Origin of the sequence: Reyranella sp. (assembly GCF_965228225.1) — a bacterium.
Taxonomy (GTDB): domain Bacteria; phylum Pseudomonadota; class Alphaproteobacteria; order Reyranellales; family Reyranellaceae; genus Reyranella.
Map to the genome: position 1 here is coordinate 2,828,268 of NZ_OZ245801.1, position 18,659 is coordinate 2,846,926.

16 protein-coding genes are annotated in these 18,659 nt (G+C 65.1%); 8 read left to right on the top strand and 8 right to left on the bottom strand.

What is annotated here, in order from left to right:
* The first annotated feature begins 44 nt into the window (after positions 1-44).
* Both ACO07K_RS13610 and ACO07K_RS13615 read left to right on the top strand, forming a co-directional pair.
* Positions 45-3,545 (top strand): indolepyruvate ferredoxin oxidoreductase family protein, encoded by a 3,501-nt coding sequence (locus ACO07K_RS13610; protein WP_422036465.1) that lies wholly within the window; start codon positions 45-47, stop codon positions 3,543-3,545.
* A 200-nt stretch (positions 3,546-3,745) separates the two neighbouring features.
* Entirely contained in the window at positions 3,746-5,638 is a 1,893-nt protein-coding gene (locus ACO07K_RS13615) for a DUF262 domain-containing protein (RefSeq protein WP_422036466.1), read from the top strand.
* A gap of 733 nt (positions 5,639-6,371) precedes the next feature.
* Here the strand turns inward: ACO07K_RS13615 and ACO07K_RS13620 are convergent.
* Complete coding sequence (locus ACO07K_RS13620) at positions 6,372-6,896, bottom strand: GNAT family N-acetyltransferase (RefSeq protein ID WP_422036467.1); 525 nt, start codon at positions 6,894-6,896, stop codon at positions 6,372-6,374.
* Between the two features lie 115 nt (positions 6,897-7,011).
* Between ACO07K_RS13620 and ACO07K_RS13625 the strand changes: the two genes are divergently transcribed.
* The gene (locus ACO07K_RS13625) at positions 7,012-8,241 is read left to right on the top strand and encodes an LLM class flavin-dependent oxidoreductase (RefSeq protein ID WP_422036468.1); all 1,230 of its coding nucleotides are present in this window, start codon (positions 7,012-7,014) and stop codon (positions 8,239-8,241) included.
* A gap of 170 nt (positions 8,242-8,411) precedes the next feature.
* Here ACO07K_RS13625 and ACO07K_RS13630 read toward each other — a convergent pair whose 3' ends face one another.
* Entirely contained in the window at positions 8,412-8,894 is a 483-nt protein-coding gene (locus tag ACO07K_RS13630) for an Lrp/AsnC family transcriptional regulator (RefSeq protein WP_422036469.1), read from the bottom strand.
* A gap of 125 nt (positions 8,895-9,019) precedes the next feature.
* Between ACO07K_RS13630 and ACO07K_RS13635 the strand changes: the two genes are divergently transcribed.
* The 3 genes from ACO07K_RS13635 (at position 9,020) to ACO07K_RS13645 (ending at position 10,298) form a co-directional block, all read left to right on the top strand.
* Positions 9,020-9,406, top strand: coding sequence for a nuclear transport factor 2 family protein (locus ACO07K_RS13635; RefSeq protein ID WP_422036470.1), 387 nt, complete (start codon positions 9,020-9,022; stop codon positions 9,404-9,406).
* Between the two features lie 162 nt (positions 9,407-9,568).
* Complete coding sequence (locus ACO07K_RS13640; RefSeq protein ID WP_422036471.1) at positions 9,569-9,844, top strand: hypothetical protein; 276 nt, start codon at positions 9,569-9,571, stop codon at positions 9,842-9,844.
* Between the two features lie 91 nt (positions 9,845-9,935).
* Positions 9,936-10,298, top strand: coding sequence for a PRC-barrel domain-containing protein (locus ACO07K_RS13645; RefSeq protein WP_298306182.1), 363 nt, complete (start codon positions 9,936-9,938; stop codon positions 10,296-10,298).
* A gap of 58 nt (positions 10,299-10,356) precedes the next feature.
* On the opposite strand, the gene ACO07K_RS13650 is transcribed toward ACO07K_RS13645, so the two are convergent.
* Positions 10,357-10,794, bottom strand: coding sequence for a hypothetical protein (locus tag ACO07K_RS13650; RefSeq protein ID WP_422036472.1), 438 nt, complete (start codon positions 10,792-10,794; stop codon positions 10,357-10,359).
* A 77-nt stretch (positions 10,795-10,871) separates the two neighbouring features.
* On the opposite strand from ACO07K_RS13650, the gene ACO07K_RS13655 reads away from it, so the two are divergent.
* Positions 10,872-12,179 (top strand): hypothetical protein, encoded by a 1,308-nt coding sequence (locus ACO07K_RS13655; RefSeq protein WP_422036473.1) that lies wholly within the window; start codon positions 10,872-10,874, stop codon positions 12,177-12,179.
* Here ACO07K_RS13655 and ACO07K_RS13660 read toward each other — a convergent pair.
* From ACO07K_RS13660 to alaS, 3 genes are read right to left on the bottom strand one after another with little or no spacing between them, the layout of a single operon-like run.
* Positions 12,169-12,459 carry a hypothetical protein gene (locus ACO07K_RS13660; protein ID WP_422036474.1) on the bottom strand — a complete coding sequence of 97 codons (291 nt, stop codon included), beginning with the start codon at positions 12,457-12,459 and terminating at the stop codon, positions 12,169-12,171. The genes ACO07K_RS13655 and ACO07K_RS13660 overlap by 11 nt on opposite strands.
* 1 nt (position 12,460) lies before the next feature.
* Complete coding sequence (locus ACO07K_RS13665; protein WP_422036475.1) at positions 12,461-12,808, bottom strand: hypothetical protein; 348 nt, start codon at positions 12,806-12,808, stop codon at positions 12,461-12,463.
* Positions 12,805-15,474: an alanine--tRNA ligase gene (gene alaS / locus ACO07K_RS13670; RefSeq protein ID WP_422036476.1), complete on the bottom strand. Its 2,670-nt coding sequence runs from the start codon at positions 15,472-15,474 to the stop codon at positions 12,805-12,807. Before alaS ends, ACO07K_RS13665 begins: the two co-directional genes overlap by 4 nt.
* Before the next feature lie 56 nt (positions 15,475-15,530).
* Here alaS and ACO07K_RS13675 point away from each other — a divergent pair, with 56 nt between their 5' ends.
* Positions 15,531-16,226, top strand: coding sequence for a YkgJ family cysteine cluster protein (locus ACO07K_RS13675; protein WP_422036477.1), 696 nt, complete (start codon positions 15,531-15,533; stop codon positions 16,224-16,226).
* Positions 16,227-16,363: 137 nt separating this feature from the next.
* Here the strand turns inward: ACO07K_RS13675 and recA are convergent, their stop codons facing one another.
* Complete coding sequence (recA, locus tag ACO07K_RS13680) at positions 16,364-17,434, bottom strand: recombinase RecA (RefSeq protein WP_422036478.1); 1,071 nt, start codon at positions 17,432-17,434, stop codon at positions 16,364-16,366.
* Positions 17,435-17,641: 207 nt separating this feature from the next.
* Complete coding sequence (locus tag ACO07K_RS13685; RefSeq protein ID WP_422036479.1) at positions 17,642-18,610, bottom strand: sodium-dependent bicarbonate transport family permease; 969 nt, start codon at positions 18,608-18,610, stop codon at positions 17,642-17,644.
* Positions 18,611-18,659: the final 49 nt, after the last annotated feature.

An 18,659-nucleotide genomic window follows, 5' to 3' on the forward strand; every position in this document is an offset into this window, starting at 1 on the left:
AAACGTCGCTACCGTCCCCATATTGAAATGTCAGGGAGGTTGCCATGCCCCTCGCGGTGACCCTAGACGACAAGTACGTTCTCGAACGCGGACGCGTTTACCTCACCGGGACGCAGGCGCTGGTGCGCCTCCCGATGATGCAGCGCCAGCGCGACCTCGCCGCCGGCCTCAACACCGGGGGCTACATTTCCGGCTATCGCGGATCGCCTCTTGGCGGCTTCGACCAGGCGCTGTGGCAGGCCAAGAAGTTCATCAAGAAGAGCCACATCGAGTTCCAGCCGGGCATCAACGAGGACCTGGCCGCCACCGCCCTGTGGGGCACCCAGCAGATCCACCTCTACCCCGGCGCGCGCTACGACGGCGTGTTCGGCATGTGGTACGGCAAGGGACCCGGCGTCGACCGCTCGGGCGACGTCTTCAAGCACGCCAACTATGCCGGCACCTCCAAGCATGGCGGCGTCGTGGCCCTCGCGGGCGACGACCACATGGCGAAATCCTCGACCGTCGCCCATCAGAGCGAGCCGGCCTTCATGTCGGCCGGCATGCCGGTCATCCACCCCGCCGGCGTCCAGGAATATCTCGACTGGGGCCTGCACGCCTTCGCGATGTCGCGCTATTCGGGCCTCTGGGTCGCCTTCAAGGTCCTGAGCGAGACGGTCGACAGCTCGGCCTCGGTCTACATCGACCCGCACCGGGTCGAAATCCACACCCCCACCGATTTCGTCCTGCCGCCCGACGGCGTGCACATCCGCTGGCCCGACGACTGGCTGGGCCAGGAGCGCCGCGTCGTCACCATCAAGCAGCCCGCCGCGCTGGCCTATTGGCGCGCCAACAAGCTCGACCGGCTGATGCTGGGCCGTCCCGACGCCCGCTTCGGCATCGTCACCGTCGGCAAGTCCTATCTCGACGTGCGCCAGGCGCTCGACGAGCTGGGGATCGAGGACGCCGAAGCCGAGCGCCTGGGCCTCGCCATCTACAAGGTCGGCATGGTCTGGCCGCTGGAGACCGAGGGCGCCATCGCCTTCGCCGCCGGCAAGCGCGAGATCCTCGTCATCGAGGAGAAGCGCAACCTGATCGAGCAGCAGCTCAAGGAAGCGCTGTTCAACGCCCCGGCCGACCGCCGCCCCGTCGTGGTCGGCAAGAACGACGAGCGCGGCCAGATGCTGCTCAAGACCGACGGCGAGCTCACGCCCTTCGAGATCGCCTCGGCCATCGTCGCCCGCTTCGGCCTCGACTCGTTCAGCAGCCGTACCAAGGAGCGCTTCGCGGCGCTGAAGCGCCGCGCCGGCCGCCAGGTGCGCAACGAGGCCGGCCTCGCCCGCGTCCCCTATTTCTGCTCCGGCTGCCCGCACAACAGCTCGACCAAGGTGCCCGACGGTTCGATGGCGATGGCCGGCATCGGCTGCCACACGCTGGCCATCGGCATGGAGCGCAACACCAAGACCTTCACCCACATGGGCGCCGAGGGCGCGCCGTGGGTCGGCGCCAGCCACTTCACCGACATGCCGCACGTCTTCCAGAACCTGGGCGACGGCACCTACTTCCATTCGGGCTATCTCGCGATCCGTCACGCGGTCGCGACCAACACCACCATCACCTACAAGATCCTCTACAACGACGCCGTCGCCATGACCGGCGGCCAGCCGCACGACGGCAACGTCCATCCCTGGACGATCAGCCAGCAGGTCCATGCCGAGGGTGTGGGCCGCATCGCCCTGGTGAGCGACGAGCCGGACAAGTACCCGCTCGGCACGCCCTGGGCGCCGGGCGTCACCTTCCATCACCGCGACCAGCTCGACGAGGTCCAGCGCGAGCTGCGCGAGGTCAAGGGCGTCTCGGTCCTGATCTACGACCAGACCTGCGCCGCCGAGAAGCGCCGCCGCCGCAAGCGCGGCACCTTCCCCGATCCCAACAAGCGCCTCTTCATCAACGAGGCGGTGTGCGAGGGCTGCGGCGACTGTTCCGTGAAGTCGAACTGCCTCTCGGTCGTGCCGGTCGAGACCGAGTTCGGCCGCAAGCGCGCCATCGACCAGTCCTCCTGCAACAAGGACTTCTCCTGCCAGAACGGCTTCTGCCCCTCCTTCGTGAGCGTCGAGGGCGGCACGCTGAAGAAGGGCAAGGCGGTGACCGCGAAGAAGACCGACGGCGCCGCCGCGCCGGAGCCGGAGATGCCGGCCGCCCCGACGCTGCCGTCGATCGAGGCCAGGCCCTACGGCGTCCTCATCACTGGTATCGGCGGCACCGGCGTCGTCACCATCGGCGCCATCATGGGCATGGCCGCCCATATCGAGGGCAAGGGCACGACCGTGCTCGACCAGCTCGGCATGGCGCAGAAGGGCGGCGCCGTGATCAGCCACGTCCGCATCGGCGCCACGCCCGAAGCGCTGCACGCCGTGCGCCTGGCCGCCGGCGGCGCCAACGTGCTTTTAGGCTGCGACCTGGTCGTCAGCGCCAGCCCCAACGCGCTGGCGGCCCTGGAGCCCGGCGTCTCGCACGCCGTCGTCAACACGCACGAGACCATCACCGGCGAGTTCACCCGCCATCCCGACCTCGCCTTCCCGGCCAACACGCTGAAGCTCTCGGTCGAGGCCGCGGCCGGCGCCGACGGAGTCGATTTCCTCGACGCCACCGGCATCGCCACGGCGCTGATGGGCGATTCCATCGCCACCAACATGTTCGTGCTGGGCTACGCCTACCAGAAAGGCCTGATCCCGCTCGCGCACGAAACGATCGAGCGCGCCATCGAGCTGAACGGCGCCGCCGTGCCGATGAACCTGGCGGCCTTCCGCTGGGGCCGCCGCGCCGCCGCCGACCGCGCTGCGGTCGAAAAGCTGGTCGCGCCGAAGCCCTCGAAGGCCAACGTCGTCGCCTTCACGCGCACGCAGCCGAAGACGCTCGACGAGATCGTGGCCTCGCGCACCAAGCACCTGACCGGCTACCAGAACGCGGCGCTGGCCCAGCGCTACAAGGCGCTGGTCGACAAGGTACGCGCCACCGAACAGAAGATCGGCCAGACCGGTCTCGCGGAAGCCGTCGCGCTCTATTACTCGAAGCTGCTCTCCTACAAGGACGAGTACGAGGTCGCCCGCCTCTACAGCGAGGCCGCCTTCCAGGCCGGCCTCAGCCGGCAGTTCGACGGCGACTACAAGCTGAAATTCCACCTCGCCCCGCCGCTCTTCTCCAGCCGTGATCCGCAGACCGGCCAGCTCATCAAGCAGGAGTTCGGCGCCTGGATGCTGCCCGCCTTCCGGATGCTGGCGAAGCTCAAGGGCCTGCGCGGCACCAGGTTCGACGTGTTCGGCTACACCGAGGAGCGCAAGACCGAGCGCAAACTGATCGCCGACTACGAGGCGCTGATCGCCGAATTGCTGGCGAACCTGTCAGCCCAGAACCACGCGCTCGCCATCAAGCTCGCCTCGATCCCCGACGATATCCGCGGCTACGGCCACGTGAAGGACGCGCACCTCGCGAAGGCCAGGAAGAAGGAAGCCGACCTGCTCCACCAGTGGCGCAACCCGGAGGCGATGAAGGCGGCGGCGGAGTAGGAGGCCATTCACCCTGAGTGCCTTCCTCAAAATGTGGGATTTTTGAACTTGCTTTCCAGCATCTGCTGGCTCTGTCCGAAAGCGCGCGCCGAATATCAGTTGTTGACTATTGGCAAGGTTTCTCAACCTTCCACAGGACTCCCTTTTTAGTTGCATTGCGGTCGCTACTTTCGGCATGAAGAATGTCGAAGGGGATTTCAATGAAATCAGAGACGGTGTCAGTCCGACAAATTTTTCAAGATCAGCGTCAATACAAGGTTCCATTTTATCAGCGTGCCTATGTTTGGAATCGTGAAGATCAGTGGGAACGCCTTTGGCTGGACATTCAAGACAAAGCGGAGTCTCGCCTAGCCGGCGCCGTTCCAAATCCTCATTTTTTGGGGGCAGTGGTACTCGAACCTCAGCCTCGCGTAGGGCTTCTCGGAGTTGAGGGACTTCACATTATTGACGGCCAGCAACGCCTCACGACACTTCAATACGTTCTCGCGGCATTGGCGCTCGTACTGCGGGCTGACAATCAAACGGGTCTGCTCTCTCTTGTCGATGGATGCCTGCGCAACCCCAATCTCGACACCATGGAAAACAAGGAGGTTGAAGTTTTCAAGCTATGGCCGACTTTTCGCGATAGAGAACACTACTGCGCCGCACTGAGCGCAACCGATCTCCAGACCCTCCGCGAGCGCTTCCCCACTAGCTTTACTGCGTCAGATACTCTTCGAAAGATCAACGTTGATCACCCACCCGCACTAGAGGCGATCTGGTTTTTCCAAGAGCAGATTCAGTCTTGGCTCGCCGCTCAGGGCGAAACCCGCGCAATAGCAATGAGCCGTTTAACTGAAGCCATGCTCACGGATTTGAACATAGTTTCGATCTCGCTCGGTGAGAATGATGATGCACAAGTGATTTTCGAAACACTCAACGGCCACGGCGCTCAACTACATGCCACGGATCTCATCCGCAATTTCGTGTTTATGAGAGCAGATCGAGAAGACGCAAATGCCGGCACGCTTTACACGACATACTGGAGCCAATTCGAGACTGACTTTTGGTCAGAGAATCAACGACGAGGCAGACTCAGCAAGCCAAGGCTTGAGTGGTTTATGCAAACTGTTTTGCAAGCAAAGAGTGGTTCTGATGTGGACGCCGGCCGGGTGTATTCTGAGTACAGGCGGTTTGCATTTGGCCCGCCAATCATTCCCGCTCAAGATCAGCTAGGAATTCTAAATAGTCTTGCTCAACACTATCGCGAGCTAGTGTCGGGAGACGGAAGCACCCCGATCGCCGATTTCGGGAAAGACATTGCGGTTTGGGATGCTTCAACCACCCATGCCCTTGCGCTGGCGATTTCCACGTCCGATCAAATAGCTCATACTCAACAGCAAATGTTTCGGGACATTACTTCTTACTTTGTGAGGCGTGGAGTATGCGGACTGACGAACAAGAGCTACAATAAAATATTTGGACAGATACTCCGTCGGCTGAATGAAACTCAGTTGACGCCTGCCACTCTTAGGAACTCGTTGGCCGCTCTCGAAGGTGAAGCGTCTCGATGGCCGAGCGATGAAGAGTTTCGGAGATCCTGGCTCGATGCTCGGGTTTATCCAGGCAATCTCGATGCGCCGCGCGTGAAATGGATTCTCGCAAAATTGGAGCGCAAGCTGCGTTCTGCGCGGACTGAGGAACCAGTTCCATTGACCCTGGAGTTGCTCGATATCGATCACATCCTCCCTATGAGTTGGTTCGAACACTGGCCATTAGGTGACGGAACCCACTGCAACAACATTGAAGCTCACGCAGCGATGCTGGCAAAATTTGCCGGACAGACTTCAGAACGTCATCAGCTCATCAACCAGCGTGAAGACAAGAAAGCGACGATTGGTAATCTGACACTTCTTCATTTGGGCCTTAACCGTAGCCTTCAGAACCGAGCGTTTGCAGACAAGGCGGCAGGCTTATTCAAGGAGTCAAACCTCCAATTGAACCGACCGCTAATGCAGCTTGAGGAATGGAACGAAACCGGGATTGGGCAACGCGGAGAGGCGTTGTATTCGGCAGCGGCTGAGCTCTGGCCCGGACCAACTGTGAGTGCCTAGATCGTTCGCTGCGTACGAGGGCCCTTGTCGCGAATCATCTGCGACAAGCCCCGGATGCGCTCGACATGCCTTCCATAATTGTCCGCCACTCGGCCCCACCTAGAGCCAGTCGTAGTCCGGCTGATTGAACTGGAGCGCCAAGCGCATCGCCTCCGGGAGGTCCTGCTCCGGTGGCACGCCCGCAAACGGTACTTGGCGAGTTCGGGGAGCTGCTCGGCAGCTTCGGCACCGTGAGTTCACCGCGAACCGCGCGCCGCCACGGGGCGTTTCCGGCGTCGCGCAACCATCGCGAGGGAGTTGCCAGATCCTTTCCGGCAGCTCTTCGGCAGCGTCGGTCCCCGGCTCTTCCCGCACCCACATCAGGGCGACCGAGGCGTCGACGACGATCGTTAGCCCGTGTCCTGCCGGCGGTAGCGGCACGCAGGCGCCCGGCCCGCTTGCGGAACTCATTGCGATCGCAGCGCAGCGCCTCTTCAAGGATCAGGCGGTGCTCGGCCTCGGCGCTGTGGCGTAATGATATCACACGTTACCCGCAAAAATAACGCTGGCAGGCCGATCAAGGTGGGAATGGCGGCAAATAAACGAAATAAACGCAATAAACGAATCATTCGAAATGAGTGTCGCACCCCTGAAACAGGTATCCTGATACCGTCCGTGGGCCGATCTTTCCTGCCACCCCATGCAAAACCCACTCCACCAACCTGTTGGAGCCCCTTGCGCCGGGCCGCCCGCCCTAGCGCATCACCTTCTCGAAGCGGAAGGCCTCACCGTCGCCGGGCAGGTCATCGGGGCCCGGGCGGTGCGCGTCCGGGTGATGCCGGTTGAAGAACTCGACGATCCTGAAGCCGCACTTGTTCACGTAGAAGTGGATGTTGCGCTTCTCGAAGTACGGCGTGTGCGTCTGCCACACGAGGGTCTCCGGATACCGCGCCTCGATGGCCTGCCAGGCCGCGTGCCCGATGCCCCGTCCATGACCGCCGACCGAGATGAAAAACAGATCCAGCGCATTGCGGTGCGTGGCGTCGTCGATCGTGACGACCGCACCGCCGACGTTGCGGCCGTCGGAGAGAATGCGCAGGGTGACGGCGCCCGGCGCGGCCATCGAGGCGTCGAGGTCCTCGTCCGCGGGGATCGGGCCATCCGGAAGCGCGCCGAATTCCCCGATGACGGCCGCGGCGAACGCTTCCTGCAACTCCCTCTTGAAGGCGGGTAGGTCGGCGGCCTCGGCGACGGCGAGAGTGATGCGCTTGCTGGTCATGCCGCGCTTCTAGTTCAGGACCGCACGGATGTCGCTTCATGGAGCGAAATAAGAAGACACCCCTCTTGCGGCGGGTCCATTGTCCGTCATGCTCTCTCCAAAAGGAGGGAACGCCATGAAATTCGGCATCTTCTACGAGCTGCAGCTGCCCCGCCCGTGGGCGCCCGGCGACGAGCATCGTCTCTATCAGAACGCGCTCGACCAGATCGAGCTGGCGGACCGGCTGGGCTACGACCATGCGTGGCAGGTCGAGCATCACTTCCTCGAAGAGTATTCCCACTCGCCCTCCCCTGAGTCCTTCCTCGCGGCGGCGAGCCAGCGGACCAAGAACATCCGCCTCGGTCACGGCATCTTCCAGGTGACGACCAACCATCCGACGCGCGTGGCCGAGCGGGTGGCCACGCTCGACCTGCTGTCGAACGGGCGCTGCGAGTTCGGCATGGGCGAGAGCGCCTCCATCACCGAACTCGAGCCGTTCGGCGTCACCATGGAGAACAAGCGCGAGATCTTCGAGGAAGCGGTTCGCGCCATCATGCCGATGTTCAAGGACGGGCCCAGCGAGCATGCGGGCAAGGTCTGGAACATCCCGCTGCGCATGGTCGTGCCGAAGCCGCTGCAGAAGCCGCACCCGCCGCTCTGGGTCGCCTGCTCGCAGCTCCAGACGCTGACCAAGGCCGGCGAATGGGGCATGGGGGCGCTCGGCTTCCAGTTCGTCTCGGCCGATGCCGCGCATGCCTGGGTGCATGCCTACTACAACGCCTTCGTGAAGCGGCAGAAGAAGCTCGCCGACTATAAGACCAACCCGAACATCGCGCTGGTCAGCTTCTTCATGTGCGCCAAGACCGACGAGGAGGCGCGCGCCCGCGCCGACGGCGACACCTTCTTCCAGTTCGCGCTGCGCTTCTACGGCCAGTCGTCCGACCGGCGCCGGCCGGCCGCCGGCACGGTCAACATGTGGGAAGAGTACGAGAAGTGGAAGAAGGCCAACCCGGAGCAGCACGCGGCCTCGCTGCGCGGCGGCCTGATCGGCTCGCCCGACACGATCCGGCGCAAGCTGAAGAAGTTCCAGGAGTCGAACATCGACCAGGTCGTGCTGCTGAACCAGGCCGGCAAGAACCGCCACGAGGACATCTGCGAATCGCTGGAGCTGTTCGCCCAGGAAGTGATGCCCGAGTTCCAGGGCGCGCACCCTGCGCTGCTGAAGTGGAAGGAGCAGGTCCTCAACCGCGACATCGACCTGGCGGAGATCGACACCACCGCCTTCACCGACCGCTACGGCGGCACGATGAAGGGCATCGCGCCCACCGCTCAAGGCGCGACGCAAGGCGTGCGCGCGGCAGAGTAACGACGCGCCGAAGGCTCACCCTACACCCACCGTCAACCTCATGCTGAGCGAGCGCGTCTCGAAGCATGGGAACGAGCACCACGCCTGTTGCCCACCCTTCGAGACGGTCGCTTCGCGACCTCCTCAGGGTGAGGTGGACTGGGGATTGGCCGAGACGAGGCGAGGAAACTCTACGGCTTCAGATGCCCCAGCGGCAGGACCGCGCCTGCCTTCAGGGTCTGGATCGCGATGGTGCTCTTCACCTCGCGGACCAGCGGCAGGTTGAGCAGCTTGCCCACCAGGAAGCGCTGATAGGCGTCGAGGTCGGGCACCGTGACTTCGAGCAGATAGTCGGAGTCGCCGGCCACCATGTGGCAGGCGACGACTTCCGGACAGGCGACGGCCTCTTCCTCGAAGGTCGTGGCGCGATCGTCGGCATGGCCCTCGATCTTCACGCCGACGAACACGGTGAGGCCGAGTCCGATGCGCTTGCGCCCGAGCATTGCGCGGTAGCCCTCGATATAGCCCTCGCGCTCCAGCCGGCTGACCCGGCGCAGGCACGGCGACGGCGACAGGCCCACCGTCTCGGCCAGCTCGACATTGCTCAGCCGTCCGTCGGCCTGAAGCGCGGCCACGATGCGCCGGTCGATGGCATCCAGCTCTTCGATTGGCATCTTCGACTCTCCTGGCGTGGACAGACGCTATCTCGTGCCACTGCACTGGCTTCCATGAGCCATGAAAGCAAGGACATGCCAACCGCGATCGATGGAAACTGACCTCGTTCCCCAAGGAGGACAGCATGACCGAGCAGACTGAAATCGAGAGCTTCGCCATCCCCGGCGCCATCGCAGAGACGCTCCAGCGCTATGTCGACGGTGCCCGGACCGGCGACATCGTCCTGCTGCGTTCGGCGTTCGCCGAGGGTGCGCGCGTGAGCGGCAGCTATGGCGGCAAGCCCGTCACCTGGAGCCTTGGCGAGTTCTGCGAGGCCGTCGCCAAGGGCGGGCCGGCGCCCGGCCTGCAAACCCGCATCGTGTCGATCGAGGCAGCCGGCGGCGCCGCGATGGCCCGGCTCGAGGCGCTCGACTGGCGCGGCACGCGCTACACGGACTTCTTCGTGATGGTCCGGCGCGACGACGGCTGGCGAATCGACAGCAAGGTCTTCCACGCCCACGCACGCGCCTGATCGGCCCGCCCGAGGTCGCAGCAAAGTCACAGGAGACGTCATACCCTCGCCGCTTGCGTCAGCTAGTTAACGCCCAGAAGAGAAACCGCACCGGAGATGCGGCCAGTTGATCTTGCCCTGCGGACGGGAATGGGCCTCTAGTTGTTGTGCGAGGGGAAGACGATGTCACGCAGCCTGGATGCTCCACTCAGTCCAAACGAGGAAGTGACGTTGCGCCGGGTCGCTCTCGGCATCTCGCCGCTGAAGGACCTCGCCCCGCGCGACCTCATGCGCCTGACATCGCTGTCGCTGGTCGAGATCGACGCCGGCGTCCCTCGCCTCACCGAGTTCGGGCGCCAGCGTTACCGCGCTCTGCCCCGCGCCGCCGACGTCAAGGATCTCACGCTCGAAGGGATGCTGGCCGCCGTCGGCGACAGGCTGCGCAAGACGACGGACTAGGCGGCGACAATGTGAAGTGTTTGCGACCTCCGCAACTGGCCGGGAAGGCCCGCGTTCATCAGGCGACCGTTCCCCAAGCAGGAGAGAGCAAATGACCGACCTGACCCTGACTCCGAAGAACCTGATCGCCGCCGAGCGCGTCACCGGCACGGACGTCTACAATCTGCAGGGCGACAAGCTCGGCACGGTCGAGGACATCATGATCGACAAGGTGAGCGGCCGCGCCATCTATGCCGTGATGTCGTTCGGCGGCTTCCTCGGCATCGGCGAGAAGCACCATCCCCTGCCGTGGTCGACGCTGAAGTACGACGAGCGCCAGGGCGGCTACGTTGTGGCTCTCGACAGGAAGATCCTGGAGGGCGCGCCGACCTTCGACGAAGCGGAGGATTTCAGCTGGACCCCGGACTACGGCCGCCAGGTCGACAAGTATTACGGTGTCCCGACCTACTGGTAAGATACGCCGCTGACGATGCCGGCCGGATGCCTCATGCGGGGCGACTGGCCGGCATTTTTTATGGCGTGACCTTCTGGCAGCCGGCGCCCTGCCAGCGATAGCCCTGGGCCGAACCCGACACCATCGTCCATTCGACGATACAGCCCTGGCGCACCAGGGTCGGCGGAAAGCCGCCCATGGGAATCCAGAGGCCGCCACCCCACCCCCATCCCCAGCCGCCGAAGCGCTGGTACATCGGCGGCATGCCGGGATCGATGTACGACGTGTCCCATTTCCATTGCAGGATCTTGCTGCCGTCCTCGAGCTGGTAGCTGCTGTCGGGAATGCGGCCCATGCTGTTCAGCAGCCCGGCCTCCGGCGCCCCGGCCATGGCGCGCAGCTGGTTGTCGAAGGCGGCCTCGCGTTCCGCCCGCGTCTCGCAGCCGGGCAACAGCGTCAGGAGGGCGAGGACCGCCAGGAGCGGCTTGATAGGCATGGCCAGATTGTAGCGCGACACGGCTTGGCATTCACGCCCCGCTCGTAGATGTTGTTCGCGGGCGGACCGGAAGAGTCCGCAGGGGATGCGGAGAACGGATGGGATCGGCGCTGAGGTGGCTCGCCTTCGCGATTTGCGTGGCGGGGTTGGTGCTGGGTCAGTTCGGGCGCACATTCGAGGATGTGGGTCGCTACGCGCATTCCTCGGACATCATGCAATCCGAGTGGGCTGCAACCAACATCTGGCTCGACAGCACGGAGTGCACGGTATCCCGCGGCGTCTGGCTGGCGATCTGCGGGGACGGCCGTCTCAGCCCGATCTCCGAACATGCGATCGCCGACGATCCCGGCCATGCGCTCCTGCTCAGCGCCTGGGCCGCGATGACGGGCGAGCCTGCCACCCTGGTCGACGTCGCGCGGCTCAACACGCTCATCAATACGATCGGCCTCGTGACCCTGGCGGCGCTCTTGTTCTCGCTGCAGGCCTGGATCACCTCGATCGTGCTGTTGGTGCGGGGGCCGATCGAGTTCCTGGGCTGGATGGGTACCTCTCCCCACTGGGCCTTCATCGGCACGGTGAGCCTGGCCGGCATCCTGCCGCTGGCGATCTTGACCCGCAGCAACCGCGCCTGGATCGCGGGCGGGATCGCGGCCCTGGCCGTGGTGACGCTGGTCCGCGAATCGATCGGCCTGATGGGCTTCGCGCTCACGCTCGGCGCCCTGGCGGCGACCGCCCTGCAGCGGCCGCGACCGGCGCGTCTCCTGGCTCGCCTCGCGCTCATGGTCGTTCTCGCGACGGGGGCGCTTCTGGCGCCCAAATGGGCGACGATGGCGCGCGATGCGGCCTTTCCCGTGGCGCCCGCCGAACGGCTGCAGACTCACGGCCTGTCGCATACGCTCTATCTCGGCCTCGGATTCGTCGAGAACAAGTGGGGCATCCGCTACCAAGACGAGTATGGCGCGGACCTGGCCACCCGGGCCGGGATCATCTACTGCTCGCCCGAGTATTTCCGCATGATGTGGAAGCTCTACCTCGCACGCATCGTCGAGGACCCGGTTGAAGTCGCGCGCATCTACTGGGAGAAGGCGCTGCAGTTGCTTGCCGTGCCGACGATGCAGCCCGGCCCACCCTTCGGGATCATCCTGGCGATCGGTCTGGTGCACCTGCTGGCGGCAACATGGTTCGGCCTCTGGCGTCGCGTTGGCTTTCCGCAGGGTCTGCCGATCGAGGCGCTGTCGCTCGCGTTCCTCGGCCTCTTCCTCGCCCAGGCGATCCTGGCCTTGCCCAGCCACCTGTATGCCGTGCCGGTGAACGCCTTCATCCTCGTGCTGTTCGGCACGATCGTCGAGTTCGTCGCGCGCGGGCTGTGGACGCTGGCCGCGCGCTTCCGGCAGGTTACGGGGTAGCGCCGAGGAACTTCTTGCACTCGTAGGTGAGTTGATTGGTCCGCTGTTCCTCGCACGGCTTCTGCCGCTCGATCATCAGGGCGATCACGTAGAAGGCGAAGACGCCCAGGATCCAGGTGGTGATCGACCAGCCCATGGCGCTGTCCAGCCGGCGATGGAAGGTGGGCGTGGCGCGCGACGGTGCCGCCACCGAGACGGTGCCCCGCACCAGCATGATCGTGAGGGGAAAGCTCGCCGCGCCGCAGGCCAGGTAGAGGAGAAAAACGTCGAGAACGCTCATCTCACCAGGACAGCTTGGGCATGGGGATCGGCCCGTTCTGCTTCGGGGCCCAGCCGCGGGCTTCCATGCACTGCGCCATCAGGCGCTCGTAGTTGTACTTGTATCCCTGGTTGGCCATGTCGGAGTACAGCTCCTGCTGACCGAAGCGCTCGCGCTCGCCCGAGAACACCGCACGACGCTGGTCGTCGATGTCGCGGTCCTGCTGGGTCCTGGCGCGGACCTGGGTGCGGCACTGCGACTGGTCCTTGGTGAACTGCTCGGCGTCGGCGCCTTCCTTGCTGAAGTCCCGGGGCGCGCAGGCCGACATCGCCGCCGCCGCCGCCAGAACGAGGGCGATCGCGAGCCTCATGGGGTACCGACCAGCGCCGCCTCGATGGCCTTCAGCGCGTCGGACGCCTTGGACCCGTCGGGACCGCCGCCCTGCGCCATGTCGGGCCGGCCGCCGCCGCCCTTGCCGCCGAGCGCCGCCACGCCCGCCTTCACGAGTTCGACCGCGCTGTGGGTCGTGGCGAGATCCTCGGTGACGCCGACCACCGCCGAAGCCTTGCCATCCTCGACCCCGATCAGCGCCACGACGCCCGAGCCCAGCTTCTTCTTGAACTCGTCGGCCATGCCCTTGAGGTCCTTGCCCGGCACGCCGTTCAGCACGCGACCGATCAGCTTGATCCCGCCGACGTCGCGCACCTCGTCGGCCGCGGACCCGCCGCCCGAACCGCCGCCGGCCAGGGCCAGCGCCTTGCGCGCATCCGACAGTTCGCGCTCGATCTTCTTCTGGCCCTCGACCAGCGCCGCGAGACGGGCCGGCAGATCCTCGGGCCGAACCTTCAAGGTCGCCGCGGCCTCGGCCAGCAGATCGGCCTGGTGGCGCACGAAGGCCTCGGCCGCATTGCCGGCCAGCGCCTCGATGCGGCGGACGCCGGCAGCCACCGCGCCCTCGCCCACGATCTTGAACAGGCCGATATCGCCGGTCCGCCGTGCATGCGTGCCGCCGCACAGCTCGACCGAGTATTTCTCGCCGCCCGGGACGTCGGCATCGCCGCCCATGGTGAGCACGCGCACCTCGTCGCCGTACTTCTCGCCGAACAGCGCCATCGCGCCGGCGGCGATCGCCTCGTCCGGGGTCATGAGGCGCGTCTCGACCGCGGAATTGTGGCGGATGCGGTCGTTCACCTCGTCCTCGATCTGGCGCAGCTCCTGGGACGAGATCGCCTTGGTGTGGCTGATGTCGAAGCGCAGACGGTCGGGCGCCACCAGCGAGCCCTTCTGCGTGACGTGCTTGCCGAGATGGCGGCGCAGCGCCTCGTGCAGCAGGTGGGTGGCCGAATGATGGGCGCGCAGCTGGGCACGGCGAATCGGATCGATGGTCATGACCAGATCGTCGCCGACCTTGAACTCGCCCTTCTCGACCGTGGTGTGATGGGCGTGCAGGTCGCCCACCATCTTCTGGACGTCGGCGACCGATGCCTCGTTGGCGCCGCTCGCCAGACGGCCGGCATCGCCCTGCTGGCCGCCCGACTCCGCATAGAACGGCGTCTGGTTGGTCACGATCCAGCCGGTCTGTCCGGCCTTCAGGGACTGGACTTCCTTGCCGTCGAGCAGGATCGCCTTGATCTGGCCCTCGGCACGCTCGGTGTCGTAGCCCAGAAATTCGGTGGCGCCGGCCTTCTGGCGCACGTCGAACCAGATCGCCTGGTCCGCGGTTTCGCCGGAGCCCGCCCAGGCGGCCCGCGCCTTGGCGCGCTGCTCGTCCATCGACTTCTCGAAGCCGTCGGTATCCACCTTGATGTCGCGCGCGCGCAGCACGTCCTGCGTGAGGTCGAGCGGAAAGCCGAACGTGTCGTAGAGCTTGAACGCGACCTCGCCCTTCAGCGTGCCGCCGGCCGTCAGCTCCTTCGTCTCGTCCTCGAGCAGCTTCAGGCCGGTGCCCAAGGTCTTCTTGAAGCGAGTCTCCTCGAGCTTCAGCGTCTCGGTGATCAGCGGCTGGGCGCGCGACAGTTCGGGATAGGCGTCGCCCATCTCCCGCACCAGCGTCGGCACCAGCTTGAAGACCACCGGATCCTGCGCCCCCAGGATGTGGGCATGGCGCATCGCGCGACGCATGATGCGGCGCAGCACGTAGCCGCGCCCCTCGTTCGACGGCAGCACACCGTCGGCGATCAGGAACGACGTCGCGCGCAGGTGATCGGCGATGACCTTGTGCGACGCGCCCTGCTTGCCGTCGGGATCGACGCCGGTCTCGTGCGCCACCGCCTCGATCAGGGCGCGGAACAGGTCGATGTCGTAGTTGTTGTGCTTATGCTGCAGGACGGCCGCGAGACGCTCCAGGCCCATGCCGGTGTCGATCGACGGCTTGGGCAGTGCGACGCGCTCTTCCTTGGTGACCTGCTCGAACTGCATGAAGACCAGGTTCCAGATCTCGATAAACCGGTCGCCGTCCTGATCCGGGCTGCCCGGCGGACCGCCGGGAATGCCTTCGCCATGATCGTAGAAGATCTCCGAGCACGGGCCGCAGGGGCCGGTATCGCCCATCGCCCAGAAATTGTCCGAGGTCGGGATGCGGATGATCTTGTCGTCCGAGAGGCCCGCGATCTTCTTCCAGTGACCGGCCGCCTCGTCGTCGGTGTGGAACACCGTGACCAGCAGCTTCTCCTTGGGCAGGCCGTAATCCTTCGTCAGAAGGTTCCAGGCCAGCTCGATCGCGTGCTCCTTGAAGTAGTCGCCGAACGAGAAGTTGCCCAGCATCTCGAAGAAGGTGTGATGGCGGGCGGTGTAGCCCACATTCTCAAGGTCGTTGTGCTTGCCGCCGGCGCGGACGCACTTCTGCGACGTCGAAGCCCGCGAGTAGGAACGCGTCTCCAGCCCGGTGAAGACGTTCTTGAACTGCACCATGCCGGCGTTCGTGAACATCAGCGTCGGGTCGTTGCGCGGCACCAGAGGGCTCGACTCAACGACTTCGTGGCCGTTCTTGCGGAAGTACTCTAGGAAGGTACGACGGATTTCGCTGACGCTTTGCATGCCGGCCTTGTAGCGTGCGCCAGCCCGCCAAGTCCAGAACAGGGAACCCAGGGGAAATGGCCGCCGAGGCCCATTCTACCGCCACTCTTCGCCTCTCGGTGGGCGACCTCCGGATCGTCCATCCGATCACCGTCCCGAGCGGGCCGGTGCCGGCGGCGGACGTCGTCCCGGCCCTGCAGGGGCTGGTGAACGCCGTGGTTTCGGCCGCCGAGGCCGGCAAGGCCATCTCCTGCCGCAAGGGTTGCGGCGCCTGCTGCCGCCAGCTCGTGCCGATTTCGCGCACGGAGGCTGAACGCCTGCTGTCGACGGTGGCGGCCCTGCCGGCGGAACGGCGTGCCGTGCTGGAGGGACGTTTCGCCACCGCCGAGGCCGCCCTCGCCGCGGTCGACCTAAAGGAGCGCAAGGGCCGGCCCGACCGCGAGCTGTCGACCGCCTATTTCGCGCTCGGTATCCCCTGTCCGTTCCTCGAGGAGGAGAGCTGCTCCATCCATCCGGACAGGCCGCTGGTCTGCCGCGAATATCTCGTCACCTCGCCGGCCGAACTCTGTGCCGGGCCCGAGCAGGAGGGCGTGACGCCGGTGCCGGTCCCCAAGGTCTCGCTGGCGGCCCGCGGCCTGCAGGACGAGCGAGAGGAGTGGTTTCCGCTGGCGCTGCTGTTGGATTGGGCGAAGCGCCGGCCCACTGCCGGCGCCCGACGCACGGGCCCGGAGTGGATCCAGCGGTACCTGAAGGGGATGTCGCGGAAGTCCTGAGGGCGTGTCAGCACCCGGGTCTGTTCTGCGCCTGCCCGCCCATATCCTCATGCGCTTCGCGCATAAGAAAATGGGCGGTACCGCGCGTGGGGTGCGGTACCGCCCTTAGGGACCCGGAGACAGGGGATCAGGGTCCGCTATTCCTCGTCGTCATCCTCTTCCTTGCCGCCATCCATCAGGACGTTGGCCAGGATGCCGGCATTGGCGCGCACCTTGTTCTCGATCGCGTTGGCGACCTCGGGGTGCTCCCGGAGATAATTCTTGGCGTTCTCGCGGCCCTGGCCGATGCGGGTGCCGTCATAGGAGTACCAGGAGCCTGACTTCTCGACGACGCCGGCCTTCTCGCCGAGATCGATCAACTCGCCGTTCTTGGACACGCCCTCGCCATACATGATGTCGAACTCGACGACCTTGAACGGCGGCGCCACCTTGTTCTTCACGACCTTGACGCGCGTGGCGTTGCCGACGACCTCGTCCTTGTCCTTGAGCGCGCCGATACGACGGATGTCGAGGCGGACCGAGGCGTAGAACTTCAGCGCATTGCCGCCCGTCGTCGTCTCGGGGCTGCCGAACATGACGCCGATCTTCATGCGGATCTGGTTGATGAAGATCACCAGCGTGTTCGACTTGGAGATCGAGGCGGTGAGCTTGCGCAACGCCTGGCTCATCAGGCGGGCATGCAGGCCCGGCAGGGAGTCACCCATCTCGCCTTCGAGTTCGGCGCGCGGCACGAGGGCCGCCACCGAGTCGATCACGAGGACGTCGATGGCGCCGGAACGCACCAGCGTGTCGGCGATCTCGAGCGCCTGCTCACCGGCGTCGGGCTGGGAGATCAGCAGGTTGCCGATGTCGACGCCCAGCTTCTTGGCATAGCCCGGATCGAGCGCATGCTCGGCGTCGATGAAGGCGCAGGAACCGCTCTTCTTCTGCGCTTCCGCGATGACGTGCAGGGCAAGCGTCGTCTTGCCCGAACTTTCCGGACCGTAGATCTCGACGATGCGGCCCTTGGGCAGGCCGCCGATGCCCAGCGCGATGTCGAGGCCCAGCGAGCCGGTCGAGATCGATTCGATTTCCAGCGCCTCGCGCTGGCCCAGCTTCATGATGGAACCCTTGCCGAAAGCGCGCTCGATCTGGGCGAGAGCGGCGTCCAGCGCCTTGTTCTTGCTTTCCATGCCTTCTTTTTCGACCACCTTGAGCATCGCCGACATTGGCTTTCTCCTTCTTCCCATGCCCCTGTCAGGAGCGGCAATGCGGATAAGTCCGCCTCAGGTTCGAATGTCTGGTGGCGCCAATGTACCCATTTTGTTCCAGCCGGCAACGGAACAATAAACCCCTGATCGAACTAATGTTCTTGACATTAGTTCGATGAATGTTCTTGTCTGACCCTGTGGATAAAATGCGACCTTTACGCCTCGCTATCCGCCGATCGCGCGCGCCACGGAGATGTAGAGGGGTATCCCCAGCAGCAGGTTGAACGGGAAGGTCACGCCGAGCGAGAGCGTGAGCGGAATCGCCGCCGTGGCCTGCGGCAGGGCAAGCCGCATCGCCGCCGGGACCGCGATGTACGAGGCCGAGGCCGCGAGAGTGATGAACACCGCGATCCCTCCCGTGGACAATCCGGTCCAGGGCGCCAGCAACGCCGCACACGTGCCGCCGATCAGCGGCATGACGACGGCGAACACCGCGAGCCGGAGGGACAGCAACCGCCGTTCGTCGCGCAGGCCCCGGCCGGCCACCAGTCCCATGTCGAGCAGGAATAGGCAGAGGAAGCCGGGAAAGGCATCGACCAGGAAAGGCTTGAGCAGTACCTGTCCCCGGTCGCCGGTGACGATACCGATCAGGAACGAGCCGAGCAGCATGACGACCGCGCCGTTCAGCAGGATTTCGCGGACCAGCTCGCTTCCCCGCCCCTGCGCCTGTCCACCCCGCGCGAGGAAGAGGGCGCTCAGGATCGCCGGGGTCTCCATCGCCGCGGCGACGGCGATCATGTAGCCCTCGAAAGGGATCCCGAGTTGCCCGAGGGCGCTGGTGACGGCGACCAGCGTGACGGCGGAGATCGAGCCGTAGTGAGCAGCCACCGATGCCGCATCCGGGACCGAGAGCCGCGTGGCGGCGCGCAGCAGCGCAAAGGCCGCGAACGGGATAGCAAAGGACAGCGTCACACCCGCCGCCAGCGCCGCCGCCAGGGTTGCGGAGAGTCCATGATGGGCAACCTCGCCGCCGCCCCGGAAACCGATCGACATCATCAGATAAAGCGACAGCAGCTTCGCCACCGACCCGGGAATGGAGAGGTCCGAGCGGGCAAGGCTGAGGGCGGCGCCGAGCACGAAGAACAGCACCATCGGCGAGAGGATGTTCTGGCCGGCTAGATCGAAGAAGGACATGGGGGCCTCGGCGTTTTCGGTGCCCTCCATTAGGCGGTGGCGCCTTGTC

Coding starts and splice junctions, on each gene's coding strand:
- ACO07K_RS13610 (WP_422036465.1), top strand. CDS start 45: ATGCCCCTCGCGGTGACCCTAGACGACAAGTACGTTCTCGAACGCGGA.
- ACO07K_RS13615 (WP_422036466.1), top strand. CDS start 3,746: ATGAAATCAGAGACGGTGTCAGTCCGACAAATTTTTCAAGATCAGCGT.
- ACO07K_RS13620 (WP_422036467.1), bottom strand. CDS start 6,896: ATGACCAGCAAGCGCATCACTCTCGCCGTCGCCGAGGCCGCCGACCTA.
- ACO07K_RS13625 (WP_422036468.1), top strand. CDS start 7,012: ATGAAATTCGGCATCTTCTACGAGCTGCAGCTGCCCCGCCCGTGGGCG.
- ACO07K_RS13630 (WP_422036469.1), bottom strand. CDS start 8,894: ATGCCAATCGAAGAGCTGGATGCCATCGACCGGCGCATCGTGGCCGCG.
- ACO07K_RS13635 (WP_422036470.1), top strand. CDS start 9,020: ATGACCGAGCAGACTGAAATCGAGAGCTTCGCCATCCCCGGCGCCATC.
- ACO07K_RS13640 (WP_422036471.1), top strand. CDS start 9,569: ATGTCACGCAGCCTGGATGCTCCACTCAGTCCAAACGAGGAAGTGACG.
- ACO07K_RS13645 (WP_298306182.1), top strand. CDS start 9,936: ATGACCGACCTGACCCTGACTCCGAAGAACCTGATCGCCGCCGAGCGC.
- ACO07K_RS13655 (WP_422036473.1), top strand. CDS start 10,872: ATGGGATCGGCGCTGAGGTGGCTCGCCTTCGCGATTTGCGTGGCGGGG.
- ACO07K_RS13660 (WP_422036474.1), bottom strand. CDS start 12,459: ATGAGCGTTCTCGACGTTTTTCTCCTCTACCTGGCCTGCGGCGCGGCG.
- ACO07K_RS13665 (WP_422036475.1), bottom strand. CDS start 12,808: ATGAGGCTCGCGATCGCCCTCGTTCTGGCGGCGGCGGCGGCGATGTCG.
- alaS (WP_422036476.1), bottom strand. CDS start 15,474: ATGCAAAGCGTCAGCGAAATCCGTCGTACCTTCCTAGAGTACTTCCGC.
- ACO07K_RS13675 (WP_422036477.1), top strand. CDS start 15,531: ATGGCCGCCGAGGCCCATTCTACCGCCACTCTTCGCCTCTCGGTGGGC.
- recA (WP_422036478.1), bottom strand. CDS start 17,434: ATGTCGGCGATGCTCAAGGTGGTCGAAAAAGAAGGCATGGAAAGCAAG.
- ACO07K_RS13685 (WP_422036479.1), bottom strand. CDS start 18,610: ATGTCCTTCTTCGATCTAGCCGGCCAGAACATCCTCTCGCCGATGGTG.